Genomic DNA, 14,661 nt, shown 5'->3' with positions numbered 1-14,661 from the left:
TTTTGGCCGCGGTTGGTGAACCATTTGGCCATTGAAAAAATAACCAAGAGGTACAAACATGAGCGCGATTGAAGTGACAGATAAAGCTATTTTAGCGAATTCTGCAAGCCCACATGTCAAGCTAAAGGCCACCAACTTTGGCGACTGTCAGTGGACCAATGGTTTCTGGGCGGAAAAAACCGCAAAAGCCATTGAAGTCATGATCCCTTACATGGGTGATGTGTTGTGTGGTGATGTGGGCCATGCACTGAACAACTTCAAAATTGCTGCTGGCATGAAAGAAGGTGAACACCAAGGCATGTACTGGCATGACGGTGACTTCTACAAGTTCATGGAAGCCAAAGCCTATGCCTACGCATTGACTAAAAACGAATCATTGCTCAAAGAGCTTGACGAGTACATCGACATTCTAGCCAAGGCGCAAGAGCCAGATGGTTACTTGCAAACTCAAATTCAATTGCGTGACGATGCCGACCGCTACGAAAACCGCAAGTACCATGAAATGTACAACACCGGTCACTTGTTGATCAGTGCCTGTGCCCACCATCGCCTCACTGGCCAACGTAATTTCTTAGATTTGGCAGTAAAACATGCCGATCTGCTGTATACCATCTTCTTCCCTGACACTAAGCACTACCAGCGCTTCGGTTTTAACCAAACACAAATCATGGGTCTGGTTGAACTCTATCGTACCGTCGGTGATGCCAAGTACTTGAAGTTGGCGCAGAAGTTCATCGACCGCCGTGGTACTTACGAAATTGAGCACGACGCCACCACTATTGGTTACCCAATTGGTGACATGGTGCAAGAGCGCACGCCACTGCGAGAAGAAACCTCGCCTGTCGGTCACGCGGTGTTAGCATTGTACTACTACGCTGGTGCAGCAGACGTTTACGCCGAGACCGGTGAAGAAGCACTCATCACAGCCCTGGATCGTCTATGGGAAAGCGTGACGCAGAAGAAAATGTACGTCACTGGCGCTGTGGGTCAAACCCACTACGGTGCTTCCGTGAACCGCGACATGATCGAAGAAGGCTTCATTGATGACTACATGATGCCTAACCTAACCGCCTACAACGAAACCTGTGCCAACCTGTGTAATGCCATGTTCAGCTTCCGCATGCTCGGTATTCACGGTGATGCCAAGTACGCCGACATCATTGAATTGGTGATGCACAACAGCGGCCTGTCGGGTATTAGCGATGACGGTAAGCACTATTTCTATGCCAACCCATTGCGGATGATTCACAACACACGTGACTACGACGCTCATGCTGATGTGACCGAAACGCCAAACCGCGAAGGTTACCTTGACTGCTTCTGCTGTCCACCAAACTTGGTTCGTACTATTTCAAACCTGTCAGGTTGGGCATACAGCGTTGCCGAAAATGGCGTTTATGTGAACCTTTACGGCGGCAACAAATTAGCCTCCACCATGCGTGACGGTTCAGCGTTGAAGTTGTCTCAAGACACCGAATACCCGTGGAAAGGCTTAGTCAAACTGACAGTTGAAGAATGCAAGTCTGCAGCCTTCGATATTTGCCTGCGCGTTCCGGGCTGGGCCACTGGCGCGGAAATCACCATTAATGGTGAAAAGGCTGCAGTCGAAGCCGTTCCGGGTACCTATGCCGTATTGAACCGAGAGTGGCAAGCAGGTGATGTGGTCGTCATTGACATTCCAATGGAAGCGACGTTTGTTGAAGGTCACCCTCGTATCGAAGAAGTACGCGGCCAAGTTGCAGTGAAGCGTGGCCCATTGGTCTACTGTGTTGAAACTCCGGATCTGCCAGAAGGCACGGAAATCCTTGATGTTTACATTGAAGGAGAAGCCAGCCTCAATGCCGAGCACAAAGACGACTTCCTCGGCGGCATTACCACCATTGATGCCAACCTATTACTTCGTCCAGTCGAGCAAGAAAGCATGTATCGCGCTGTGACGAAACCTGTTTGGAACGAGCAGCGTGTGCAGTTAGTTCCTTACTTCGCCTGGAGTAACCGAGGCGAAGCTGAAATGACCGTCTTTATGCCGGTTGTTTGGAAGTAGTGTTCTAGGGACCTTGTCCTACTTTCCCCCCGAACCTTTTGCCGCTCAGTTCACAGAGCGGCTTTTTTGTTCTGGCGGCAACAAATAACAAAGAGCACAAGGCAAAAACTGCCGCGAGTAACGAATCGATTTAGACGTTAGCGAAGCGTCGCTGGCATGGAAGCCAGCGTCGAGCCCACATGGACGTGTTTACGGCGACTGAGCGTTGTCTTAATCGGTTTGTTGCCAACGCCGCTTCGCTAACGCTTTATGCCCTTTATTTTCAATACAGTTCAACTAGGAGCAACAAACCTCATGAAACAAGGATGGATCATTCTAACCGCAGCGCTGCTGTTTGGCTGCGCATCAACATCTGAAACAACATCCACTGCCAGTCAATCGATCCCAGAATTAGCTGAACAGTTTCAGTCAGTAAATCCAATCATTCTTATTGAACCCAAATACCCTAAGCGCGCTGCTGAAAAACGTAAGTCTGGCTGGGTTCACTTGCGCTTTGATGTATCGACACTCGGTGCTGTGCAAAATATCCGCGTGGTTGACTCTTACCCAAAACGCTACGGATTTGAACATAGCGCTGGCGAAGCGGTTAAACGCTGGAAATACAAACCGCTGTGGGTCGATGGCAAAGCTTTGGTCAGAAAAAACCATGAGGTCGTTGTGACATTTGGCAAATTCAAAACAACAAAGTAACAAACAGCCTCGAGTAACGAATCGATTTAGACGTTAGCGAAGCGTCGCCCTCCATCCCGTTGCAAAGCGATTTGATGTGAATATTTGTTGCCAGTGTGGTTAACTTGGCGTTTGTAAAAAACATAACGAATACAGCGGTTCGGGGATTGGATTTCTAGGATGATTCAAGGTAATTGGTGGAATGGGGTGCACCGGCTAGCCGGTGCACTAACACTCGTTTTAGGCGTCCTCGTTGTGATCGGTTGGCATAGCCACAACGAATTATTGATTCAAATCGATCCGTCGTTTGTTCCGATGCAATACAACACCGCGCTAGGGTTTGTCGCATCAGCCATTGCGTTGTTGCTCATTCGTTCATCGATAGTCGCCGGTGTCTCATCGGTCTTCCTAATCCTTCTCGGCTCTCTCACGCTCACTGAGTACATCGCTGGTGTCGACTTGCACATCGATCAACTATTGATGGAGCATTATGTCGACATCAATACCTCTCATCCTGGGCGTATGGCCCCCAATACGGCGCTATGCTTTTCGCTGTTCGGGCTCGGATGCTTTATCGCCTCTCGTTCCGGCAGCTACCAATGGCAACAGTCATACTCGGCCATCTTGGCATCGCTGGTATTCTCGCTTGGTTTCATTGCTTTTAGCGGCTATCTCATTGAAATCGACACTGCCTACGGCTGGGGCAAATTAACCAAAATGGCAGTGCATACCTCATTTGGCTTCGTTGTACTCGGCATAGGCCTCTTGGCTTATACCATCAGTTCGTTACCTTCCAAGGACAAACACAAATTGCCAATGTGGCTGCCGTGGCCTATTGGTATTGGCTGTTTGTCATTGAGTATTACCACATGGCAAGCGTTGAAGTCTCACGAACACAATATGGTCGAGTTGCTGGGCTCATCAGCCAATAACTTCGCCGATGAAGGCGTGTTGTTTTTCGGCATTATTGCAACCTTAGGTCTAACCTTAGCCATTCGAACCAGCTTGTCGGCACAAATCGCTGAAGACAATAAACTCAAAGACTACGCCCCGATGGTCGCTTTGTTTTTCGGTATCGCGTTGTCGGCATTGCTGTACACAATTCTTGATAACACCGCCCGAGAAACAACCAAAGCACGTTTTGAAGCTGCTGCCTACAGTCACGCAAACGCCATTACTCGGGGGATCACCGCTTACACCGAATCGCTTTATGACATTGAAAAAATATTCAATTCGTCACAACACATCTCTCGAGAAGAGTTCGCCAAATACGTACAACGCAACTTGCAGGTGCAGCCAGGTTTGCTTGGTTTGCAATGGTTACCCAAAGTCACAGGCGAGCAGCGAGCCGCGTTTGAGCAGCACATTAGCGAGCTGTATCAAACACCACTGACTATCAGGCTTTTCGATGGTCAAGGCTACGTCGCAATAGAAACCCATAAAGAACATTATCCAATTCTTTATACCGAGCCTTATGAGGCCAACAAGGGGGCGATTGGTATTGATGTTACCTCACAATCATACTCCCAACCTGCGGTATACAAAGCCATTGATAGCCGCTCGCCAACGGCAATATCGCCGTTAAACTTGGTACAACTAAAGGATCGTGACGACGCCGTTGGCGCAGCTATTCTTTTAGCGGTCTACCGTCGAGATGAATCATTAACTCATGTGGCGGAACGCCGCAGTGCGGTGTTAGGCATCGCTGCAGCAACCATCGAAGTAGGTTCAATGATTGAGGATATCCTAATCAACTACTCCAAGCCCGGTGGTATCCACATGCACTTTGTTGATATTACCGAGCCGAACGATCACCAAAGCTTATACACTCATGCCAGTCGCTACCCCGGAGCTAATCCACCACCTGCAGTGTTCGATATTGGCAACGAGAAAATGCACGCCGAGAACATCATTGCCTTCGGCGACCGCCAATGGCAAATGATCGCAATACCGGCTCACCCTTCGTTGTATCCGACGTGGGACCCAACGAGTTTGGTTATGCCGATGGCGGTTAGCCTGTTGACGATCTTATTGTTTGTCTACTTGCGCCACTCCATTCGGCAAGAGCAAAAACAAAGTAAACTCATTGAAGAAGTGAAAAAGTCTCGGCAGAAGCTAACCGAAACCCAAGAGCGTTTTGAGCTATCCGTTCGTGGCAGTGGTGACGCACTTTGGGAATATGACTCGCGCTCTGGAGAAAATTGGTTTTCGTCTCGGTTCACTGAAATTCTTGGTTATCTGCCGGGTGAACTACCGAATACTCTAGATACTTGGCGCGATCACGTTCACCCCGACGAGCTCGAAATGGCCAACCAAGCGTTTATGGCGCACCTAGTTGATGATGTGCCTTACGATATCGAGTATCGCATGCGAACCAAATCGGGTTCCTATCGTTGGTTTAGGGCTCGCGCGAAGTCACTCAGAAAGGGTAATGGAGAAGCCTATCGGACCAGTGGTTCGGTCACCGACATCACTACCCGCAAAGAGATGGAAAATAGTTTGGCCCGGGCGAAAGAAGCAGCCGAGCAACGAAGTCAGGAGCTATTGCTACTGAATCGCGATTTCAACGCCATTCTCAATTTCTCCAGTGACTTTCTGTATATCAAAGATGCAGAGCACCGATACAGAGCACAAAACCTTAATCATGCGTGCTTAACTGGGCAAGATGGCGTATTTGGCGCCAAAGGCAAAACCGACTTCGATATTTTTCCTCGCGAGGATGCGCAAGCATACTTTGATGGTGAACGTGCCGTCATTGAACAAGGTGAACCGCTCATCGATCATTTAGAGAGCTACCTGCGGCCAGATGGCTCGACCGGTTGGGTTAAATCAAATAAACGTCCCATCTATGACGATCAGCACAACATTGTCGGCATGTTTGGCTTTTCTGCTGAGGTCTCCGAGCTCATTGAGGCGAAAAAAGTGGCAGAGGAAGCCACTCAGGCCAAATCTGATTTTCTTGCCAATATGAGCCACGAAATCAGAACCCCGATGAACGCCATTATCGGTATGTCGCACATGGCACTGGGCACCGATTTAGCTCCTAAACAACGTAACTATATTGAAAAGGTCAACCGCAGCGCAGAGAGTCTGTTGGGAATCATCAACGACATTCTCGACTTTTCTAAGATCGAAGCAGGCAAGCTTGAGCTCGAATACATTGATTTCCAACTCGAAGATGTCATGGAAAGCCTCAACAATTTGCTCGGCCTAAAAGCAGAAGAGAGTGGCGTTGAGCTGATGTTCGATCTGCCTTGCGAATTGCCCACAGCATTGATTGGTGACCCACTCCGGCTGGGACAAATTCTTCTCAATTTAGGTAGCAATGCCATCAAATTCACCGAAGCAGGCGGCGAGGTGGTTGTTCAAGCGACCGTGAAAGAGCGTACTAAAGACGAAGCGGTGTTGCAGTTTGCCATTCGTGATACCGGCATCGGCATGAATGCCGAGCAACAACAGCATTTGTTTGAGTCGTTCAGCCAAGTTGACTCCTCAACCACTCGCAAGCATGGGGGTACGGGTCTCGGACTGGCAATTTCGAAACAGCTAGTGTCGCTGATGCAGGGCGAGATTTGGGTGGACAGTGAAGCCGGTAATGGCAGTACATTCTCATTCACTTGTTGCCTCGGTTTACAAGAAGCTGGCGCCGCAACAGCAATGAAGACTCGCAAAGAGCTGAATGAACTGAAAATACTGATCGTCGATGACAACAGCTCGTCCAGGTTAATCCTGCGCAACATGCTGGAGAATTTTGGTTTTGCCATCGATGAAGCGACCAATGGTACTGACGCCATTGCCATGATCGAGGCGGCCGATAAACCAGCGCCGTATGACTTAGTGCTAATGGACTGGCGCATGCCGGGCATTGACGGTATTGAAACCGCACGACTCATTCAAAACGACCCGAAATTACAGTCAGCTCCAACGGTCATCATGGTCACGGCGTATGGCCGGGAGGAAGCGCAGCTCGAGGCACAGGATGTCGAACTCGCAGGTTTTTTGTCGAAACCCGTGATGCCATCGACGCTACTCGACACCATGCTGCTGGCGCTGGGCCATGGGGTTGTAGCTGATTCTCGCACATCGACCAAGCAAGAAAGCGTTAAGGGCGCGATTAGAAAACTCAATGGTGCCGAAATTCTGCTCGTTGAAGACAATGAAATAAACAAGGAACTCGCCGTTGAGCTACTGCGCAGCCATGGCTTAAACCCAACCGTTGCCAACAATGGCCAAGAAGCCCTAACGCTGTTAGATCAACAATCATTTGACGGTGTCTTGATGGATTGCCAAATGCCGGTGATGGATGGTTACACAGCAACTCGAGAAATACGCAATCAACAGCGCTTTAAAGACTTGCCGGTAATTGCCATGACAGCCAATGTCATGGCGGGCGACCGCGAAAAAGTACTCGAAGCGGGGATGAATGACCACATCGCTAAGCCAATCAACATTAATCAAATGTTCCAAATCATGGCGCATTGGATATCCCCCAAAGCAACTAGTCAGCAAGATTCAGAAGTCACAGCCAATAACGATTCTGAAATCGAGTTACCACCGTTGTCTGATATCGACATTAGCACTGGTCTGCGAGTATCAATGAACAACAAATCGCTATATCGCAAGCTTCTGACTAAGTTCTACGACAACTATCAAGATTTCAAAGCCACATTTGAATCAGCACTCGCAGAGTCGGATCAGACTTCAGCCACTCGCCATGCCCACTCGCTCAAGAGCGTCGCTGGCAGCATTGGCGCAAAAGGTGTTCAGGAAGCTGCGAAAGAGTTGGAAGCAGCGCTTATTGATGGACTAGATGATGAATACGTACGCCGACGGTTGCAGCAAGTAGACCTCAAGTTAGCGCCCGTGATTGCGTCTCTCGCGCAACTAGATGCCGATGATGAGCCGACGCCTGCGGTTGTAACCAAGGAGCCCGCCCTCACCGATGAGCAGTATCAACAGCTAGTTAGCTTGCAGCAGTACCTACAAAGCTATGATGCCGAAGCCATGTCAGTGCTTGAGCAGTTAACACCTGTGCTATCGAGTCAATTACCAGAGTTGGTCACGCTGGCGGAATTGGCTGAAAACTTTGAATTTGACCAAGCTAATGATTTGTTAGAACAACTACTGAAACGGCTCAGAAACCAATAAAACCGTTATTTGATAAGCATAGGTATGGCAATACATGATACAACCCAGAACGATTGAAGGTGTGCCGCATGAGCGCGTCATGTCTGCGATTCGCGGTATTCGGGTACTATTTGTCGAAGACAATGAAATCCACCAAACTCTGCTGCTTGAGTTGCTATCCAAGGCGAACACTAAACCGGTGTTGGCAGAAAACGGCGCACAAGCGATCAATATTCTTGCCGAGCAATCATTTGATCTCGTGTTAATGGACTGTCAGATGCCCATCATGGATGGCATCGAGGCAACAAAACGAATTCGGCAACAGCCGCAATGGGCGTCACTGCCAATTATTGCGCTGACGGCCACCACCGATCATGCACAAACACAACAAGCGTTGGCAGCAGGCATGAACGCTATTGCCAGCAAGCCGGTCGAACCCCAACAATTCTACCAACTGCTTTATCAATGGCTGCCACAACCTGCCCAGGCTGATGACCTGCAGGAATATCTCGACAAAGTTCGGGTCAAAGCTCATGCCCAACAACTACAACAACCGATACAGGAACTATTGACGCAATTTACTGGCGTCTGTGTTCCGAAGGTGATGGCGCTTAAAAAGGCCGCCGCCAGCCAACAATCGGGTGCCTTGCAGGATGCGGCACGGCAAATCCAACAAGTCATTAGTCACCTCGCCCATCCTGATTTTACGGGGTTGGCGCAAGAGCTTGTCGAGCAAGCAGACCGTCTTTCCAGTGAGCAAGTAGAGAGTCATTGTCAGCGGTTAGTCAAAGGGGTTCAGCAGCTCATCAAAGAAATCCGTCGCTGGCAGCAAACCATCGAATTGGAACAAGCAACAGACAATGAAGCGGCACAGATCGAAACTTTAAGTATCGAGGCAATGAGTATTGATGGCCTGGATGGCGAAGCAGGCTTGCAACGCTGTGGTGGCAACCCTAAGGTCTATGTCGATTTGCTACGCAAGTTTGCCGATATGTATGGCGATGGATTGCAGTCGCAAGGAGATGAACTGGCGGCCTACGTTCATGGTATGAAAGGAGCAGCGGCCTACCTAGGAGTAACTTGTATTGCTGATGTCGCCATTGCAATTGAGCAAGACTTGGCGAGCAATCAACCACCAACAACCGAACAACTCAATCGGGCATCGACCACAGTGGTATCAGTGTGCCAGCAAATCCGCGAACAGCTGTCGTCAAACTAGCTGTTGTGGCGTTGTTATTCGGCCTCTAGCACTCGGATCGAAATGGCCGAGGCAGAGGTCCGATTGTCGACGCCTAACTTCTTAAAGATTTGCTCCAGATGCTTGTTGACGGTGCGAGGGCTCATCGACAAGATCTGGGCAACTTCCCAATTGGTTTTGCCAAATGACACCCAATACATCACTTGCGATTCACGCTTAGTGAGCCCTAACTCTTCTTGCAACGCTTCCGCCGTTTTGGTCTTTTTCGGGGTGACCAAGCGGATCAGCTGATAGGCACCTTCATGTTCACCCGAGTAGAAAGCTTTCATCGGTGGGTCAAAGGCTTGTAACTCCAAACCGGCATTCTTATCTGACTGACTCAACCACGGCGATAATTGCTGCTCAATCTGTTGCCAAGCGAGCTCCGGCTGTTCGGTCAATGAGCCGACTAACTCTTGAGTGTTGGGCGTCGCCCACTGCATTTGCCCTTGGTTATCAACACAAAACACATACTGACCGCTATAGTCCAGCGCCGCCTGCGCGGTTTCTGCTAACTTAGCGTTTTGGCAATGGACTCGAATGCGGGCTAGCACTTCATCGGGCACAATGGGTTTGGTGACATAATCCACCCCGCCGACTTCAAAGCCCTTCAGGACATGCTCTGATTCGGTCAAGCCGGTCATAAAAATAACCGGTGTTTGTGGCAGTTTGATTTTCAACTGCCGACAGGTATCGAAACCGTCCATTTCGGGCATCACCGCATCCATCAGCACCACATCAGGGGTTACCCGCTCAACAATGGTAAGCGCTTGCAAACCGTTGAGAGCCACCAGCACAGTCAATCCGGCATTATTTAGGGTGACATTAAGCATGCCGAGCGACTCGGGTGAGTCGTCAACGACAAGTACAATGGAGCTGTTAGTTTGCGCTAGGTTCATGGATTAAGGTATCTAAGTACTGGGTAATATTGACGAAATTACATTGCTTTAAATCGGCATCGAGACGCTCGATAAATTTGCCGCAAATCGCTTGGTCTCTTTCTAAATCACGAAACGCCTGACTGAATGCGCTCATATAGCCAATCTCGGCCCAGCTTTTCAGTTGCAATAACACATCAGTGGGTGGCAGTTGGTCGCCGCGATTTTGTCCTACCAACTCATTGGCGCTGTCATCGGCAAAAATCCACTGCAATTTGAGGTTGCGTTCCAGGGTTTCCAACAAGGTCTCCAACGCAACCGGCTTAGTGATGTAGTCATCATGAAGCTGCGCCGCGATGCTCTTTTGTTCCATCTCCAAGGTATTGGCAGAAAACATCACAATAGGCGCAGTAATACCCGCTTGCCTCAGCTGTTGCGCCAACTGCCAGCCCGACAGGCCTGGCATCTGAATATCAAGCAGGTACAAATCAAATGCCGACTGTTTGGTTTGCTGAAGGCATTCGCTGGCGTCCGCTGCCTGACAGATTTCAAAACCAAGAGGGCTGAGCATGTGATGTAACATTTCTCGTTGGGCCGGCTCATCATCGACCACCATGATATGGAATGGCCCGCCTTGATAACCGACGGCGGTGGCATGGTGTAGCTCGGCACTTGATTCTGGTCGTTCGATCTCCGGTAACATCAGGCTCAGGGTAAAGGTGCTGCCCTGCCCCAACTGAGTTTCGCAACGGATCTCGCCGCCCATTAACTCCGCTAAGCTATTAGAAATAGTCAGCCCTAACCCAGTACCGCGAATGCCTTTGGCTGACGACTCTTCACCGCGCTCGAAAGGTTTGAAAATACGCTCGACATCTTGCTTGCCAATACCAATGCCGGTATCGGCGACTATAAAGCGAGCAACGTCACTGCGGAATGACACCGTCAATTTGACGCTGCCAGCGGATGTAAATTTGATGGCATTGTTGAGCAGGTTAATTAGGATCTGACGCAAGCGCTTTTTGTCAGCAGCCACATAGGCTGGCAAGCGATCGCTAATCTCCGCGGTAAACTCAATACCTTTGCGCTGTGCCTGAAGCTGAAACATGTCAACCAACTGCTTCATTAAAGCGCGGACGTTGAACTCATCGCGAGCCAGTTCTAACCGCCCAGCTTCAATCTTCGAGATCTCCAGTAAGCCTTCGAGCAAGTCCGAGAGATGCTCGCCGCTGCGCTTAAGGATGTGGGCATAATCGCGCTTCTCTCGTGTTAGTTCGTTGTCATTGCACAGCAGCTGAGCGTAGCCCAGCAGAATATTCAATGGCGTGCGCAATTCATGGCTGATCCCCGCTAAATATCGGCTTTTAGCTTGGTTAGCCGTTTCCGCAAGGTCCTTGGCATATTGCAGTGCTTTGTGAGTCTCTTGGTGGGCTTCAACTTCCTCGGTGAGCAGTCGAGCGTGAGATTGCACTTCTTTCATTGCCACCATGCCACTCGAACGTGCCAGGACAAACAACCAACTGACGACACCGATAAGAATCAATAGTAAGAAAAAGGCTTTAGTGAAGGCCCAAAATATGGGGTCCTCGGCGTAGTACATGCGGTGCGGTAATTGGGCGTAAGCGAGTGTTAAGATCACCGCCATGATGATGCTGATAGTCGTCATCACCAATAAGAACTGGCCCAGTGAAGATGACAAACGCGTCATCCAAGCAGGGCTGAGATAAGGACTAAACCAGCGTTTGAACTGTGCCGCCAAGGTCGCTTTCGGCCGACATTTGTCGCCGCATCGCACATCCAACGAGCAACACAACGAGCATATAGGTGCCGAATATGCTGGACACCAAACCATGTCTTCTTGTTCAAACTCCAACTCACAAATACCACAAGTGGATTGTGGCTGAGTAATAATCAAGTCCTGATTGGAACGAACCAAATAGAACTTACCGCGGGTCCAATAGGCTATTGCTGGCGCCGTGATAAAAGGAATCACAAACGCCAAGTATGACGCCAACGCCTTAGTCACTTCACCAAACCAATTCATGTGAGCCAGAAAGCCAAATACTGAGGCAATGATCATCGAACCTAGGCCAACAGGGTTGATGTCATACAACTGCGAGCGCTTGAATTCGATATGCTTTGGGCTCAGGCCTAACGGCTTGTTAATAATCAGATCGGCAACCAAGGTACCGATCCAGGCCAACACCAGTACCGAGTAAACTTGCAACATGCTTTCAATGGCCTGATAGACACCGAGTTCCATCAACAACAAGGCGATGGCGACATTGAAGAACATCCAAACCACCCGACCTGGGTGGCTGTGGGTTAGGCGCGAGAAGAAATTCGACCACGCTAATGAGCCAGCATAAGCATTGGCCACGTTAATCTTCAGCTGCGAGACGATGACAAAGATTGCAGCCAACAGCACGCCAACGCGCGGGTTGTCAGTGACGTAGCTAAACACCACCTGATACATATGAGCTGGATCATCGGCAAGTGCAGCTGCAACGCCATGTTTGAGCGCCAGATAGGCAAGAAAACTGCCCAGTACCAACTTCGCGGCGCCAACAAACATCCATCCCGGACCGCCCAAGATCACCGCACCCCACCACTTCAATTTGGTGGTTTTCTCGGCTTGAGGCAAAAACCGCAGGAAGTCGACTTGCTCACCAATTTGCGCTACCACCGATAACAACACGGCCGATGCAGCGCCAAACATCAATAGGTCAAAGTTATTGCCACTAATGCCATCAACACCGGCAAAGTTAAGCCATTCATCAACACGGCTATCAGGGTGAGTAAACACATAGAACAGCGGGATCAGTTGCATTAACAACCACAGCGGCTGCGTCCAAAGCTGGAACTTACCGATACGGCTAATACCGTGCATCACCAGCGGGATCACCATTACTGCGCTGATGATGTACCCCACCACCAAAGGGATCCCCAAAAGGAGCTGCAGCGCCATCGACATAATGGCCGCTTCGAGGGCAAAGAAGATAAAAGTAAACGAGGCGTATATCAGCGATACCACGGTGGAGCCGATGTAGCCAAAACCGGCGCCACGACTCAACAAATCAACATCGACGCCATACTTGGCGGCGTAGTAGCTAATCGGCAAACCACTAATAAACACCACACAGGCAACCGCAAAAATCGCCCACAGGGCGTTGGTGACACCATAGTTGAGGGTAATAGCGCCGCCCAATGCTTCAAGCACCAGGAATGACACAGTGCCTAACGCAGTATTGGCAATCCAGCCCGATGACCACTTACGGGCCCGCTTCGCGGTAAAGCGCAAGGCAAAGTCTTCTTGCATCTCATTGGCAACGAACTTGTTGTAGATCCGGCGCGTGACAAGAACTTTCTGCATCTGTTGGCGGGGCTGTCCGTCAGCGGACAGGTTTGCTTCCTGCGGCATAGGGTAACTTCATTCCTAAGTCTATTGAGTCAGCGTGCTTTCGAATATGCGTTATTTAACGTAGCCCTATGCGCCGATCGCCTGATTGGCCCAATTGCCCTTTCCTCGGATAGTAGCCACAAGCCGACGTTGCTGGTTTGCGAATCACTTTCATCGAAGAGTCGCCAGAGCCTGAAACGTTAGCGACAAAAACACTCTGCGAAGGTTTTTAACCAACCAATAACATAACATTTTTCAGGAGAAATAGCGTGATGAAAGGCTTTCAGAAGAACGCACTCGCTCTAGCAGTACTCATGGCAAGCCCAATGGCCAACGCCTTGACCGCTGATGAACTGGCAGCTCAGTTCGATAAAATCAGCATCTCAGGCTTCATCGACATGTCTTACTACTACGAAGATCCAGATGACGCTAGCTCAGATTCCAGCGCTGCGCTCGACCAAGCCGAAGTTCAAATCGGTTATGCCATGACCGACAAGTTCAGCGCCCATGCAGATATCGAATGGCATGACAATGGTGATGGCGAAGAAATGCACCTTGAGCAAATGACCATCAACTACGCCTTCAACGATCAATTCTCAGTGAAAGCAGGTCGTTTCCTCAGCTACTCTGGTTGGGAAACAGAAGATCCAACAGGCCTCTACCAGTATTCAGGCACTGGCTATGGCAAGTACTTCTATGGTGCTTATCAGCAGGGTGTCTCTGGTTTATACACTGGTGACATGTTCAGTGCAGCGCTATCGGTTGTTGCTGACACCGGTAACCTCAAAGGCGACGGCAGCGACTTCTCTAATCCTGCTATCGAAACCATGTTGGCATTTAACCCAATCGAATCGGTCACAGTGAAAGGTTTCTATCTTGCTGATAAGAACGATGACACCGGTGAAGACATCAGCATGGTCAACGTTTGGGCAAGCTATGCCGCAGGCCCAATCACTCTTGCCGCGGAATACAACACTTCAGAAGAAACGCCAGCAGCAACCGCTACCGCCGGTGGTCCAGGTGCTGAAGCCGATGGTTACTTGTTGATGGCTAACTATGCCTTTGACAAAGCCGGCATCACCTTGCGTTATCACGCTTGGGAAGTTGAAAACGATGATGGCGATACCGTTGAAGACATCAGTGGCTTCACCATCTCGCCAAGCTATGCCGTTAACGATTACCTGCTGATTGTTGCTGAATACCGCATGGATACCGACGATGCCACCGACGTCGATACCGACAGCTTTGCTCTTGAAGCGCTGGTGACTTTCTAAGCACTCGCCCAACCACACTCGTTAAACAAGGATAA

7 protein-coding genes are annotated in these 14,661 nt (G+C 49.8%); 5 read left to right on the top strand and 2 right to left on the bottom strand.

What is annotated here, in order from left to right; translation table 11 throughout:
• Nucleotides 1–58: 58 nt before the first annotated feature.
• From CBE68_RS10080 to CBE68_RS10065, 4 genes are all read left to right on the top strand, one after another.
• Complete coding sequence (locus CBE68_RS10080) at nt 59–2,044, top strand: glycoside hydrolase family 127 protein (RefSeq protein ID WP_087505958.1); 1,986 nt, start codon at nt 59–61, stop codon at nt 2,042–2,044.
• A 294-nt stretch (nt 2,045–2,338) separates the two neighbouring features.
• The gene (locus CBE68_RS10075) at nt 2,339–2,734 is read left to right on the top strand and encodes an energy transducer TonB (protein ID WP_158100569.1); all 396 of its coding nucleotides are present in this window, start codon (nt 2,339–2,341) and stop codon (nt 2,732–2,734) included.
• A gap of 159 nt (nt 2,735–2,893) precedes the next feature.
• Nucleotides 2,894–7,861: a CHASE domain-containing hybrid sensor histidine kinase/response regulator gene (locus CBE68_RS10070; protein WP_087505956.1), complete on the top strand. Its 4,968-nt coding sequence runs from the start codon at nt 2,894–2,896 to the stop codon at nt 7,859–7,861.
• Nucleotides 7,862–7,895: 34 nt separating this feature from the next.
• Nucleotides 7,896–9,059 (top strand): Hpt domain-containing response regulator, encoded by a 1,164-nt coding sequence (locus tag CBE68_RS10065; protein WP_087505955.1) that lies wholly within the window; start codon nt 7,896–7,898, stop codon nt 9,057–9,059.
• 14 nt (nt 9,060–9,073) lie between these two features.
• Here CBE68_RS10065 and CBE68_RS10060 read toward each other — a convergent pair whose 3' ends face one another.
• Together CBE68_RS10060 and CBE68_RS10055 are read right to left on the bottom strand one after the other, a co-directional pair.
• The gene (locus CBE68_RS10060) at nt 9,074–9,976 is read right to left on the bottom strand and encodes a response regulator transcription factor (RefSeq protein ID WP_087505954.1); all 903 of its coding nucleotides are present in this window, start codon (nt 9,974–9,976) and stop codon (nt 9,074–9,076) included.
• Nucleotides 9,957–13,373: an ATP-binding protein gene (locus tag CBE68_RS10055; RefSeq protein ID WP_229744696.1), complete on the bottom strand. Its 3,417-nt coding sequence runs from the start codon at nt 13,371–13,373 to the stop codon at nt 9,957–9,959. The genes CBE68_RS10060 and CBE68_RS10055 overlap by 20 nt, the downstream gene beginning before the upstream one ends.
• A 251-nt stretch (nt 13,374–13,624) precedes the next feature.
• Here CBE68_RS10055 and CBE68_RS10050 point away from each other — a divergent pair, with 251 nt between their 5' ends.
• The gene (locus tag CBE68_RS10050; protein WP_087505953.1) at nt 13,625–14,626 is read left to right on the top strand and encodes a porin; all 1,002 of its coding nucleotides are present in this window, start codon (nt 13,625–13,627) and stop codon (nt 14,624–14,626) included.
• Nucleotides 14,627–14,661 lie beyond the last annotated feature (35 nt).

Origin of the sequence: Neiella marina (assembly GCF_002165625.1) — a bacterium.
In the GTDB taxonomy this organism is placed as follows: Bacteria; Pseudomonadota; Gammaproteobacteria; order Enterobacterales; family Neiellaceae; genus Neiella; species Neiella marina.
This window is presented reverse-complemented; position numbering and strand designations above follow the sequence as displayed.

Excerpts from the sequence above, each read along its gene's own strand:
- CBE68_RS10080 (WP_087505958.1), top strand. The coding sequence starts at position 59 with ATGAGCGCGATTGAAGTGACAGATAAAGCTATTTTAGCGAATTCTGCA.
- CBE68_RS10075 (WP_158100569.1), top strand. The coding sequence starts at position 2,339 with ATGAAACAAGGATGGATCATTCTAACCGCAGCGCTGCTGTTTGGCTGC.
- CBE68_RS10070 (WP_087505956.1), top strand. The coding sequence starts at position 2,894 with ATGATTCAAGGTAATTGGTGGAATGGGGTGCACCGGCTAGCCGGTGCA.
- CBE68_RS10065 (WP_087505955.1), top strand. The coding sequence starts at position 7,896 with ATGATACAACCCAGAACGATTGAAGGTGTGCCGCATGAGCGCGTCATG.
- CBE68_RS10060 (WP_087505954.1), bottom strand. The coding sequence starts at position 9,976 with ATGAACCTAGCGCAAACTAACAGCTCCATTGTACTTGTCGTTGACGAC.
- CBE68_RS10055 (WP_229744696.1), bottom strand. The coding sequence starts at position 13,373 with ATGCCGCAGGAAGCAAACCTGTCCGCTGACGGACAGCCCCGCCAACAG.
- CBE68_RS10050 (WP_087505953.1), top strand. The coding sequence starts at position 13,625 with ATGAAAGGCTTTCAGAAGAACGCACTCGCTCTAGCAGTACTCATGGCA.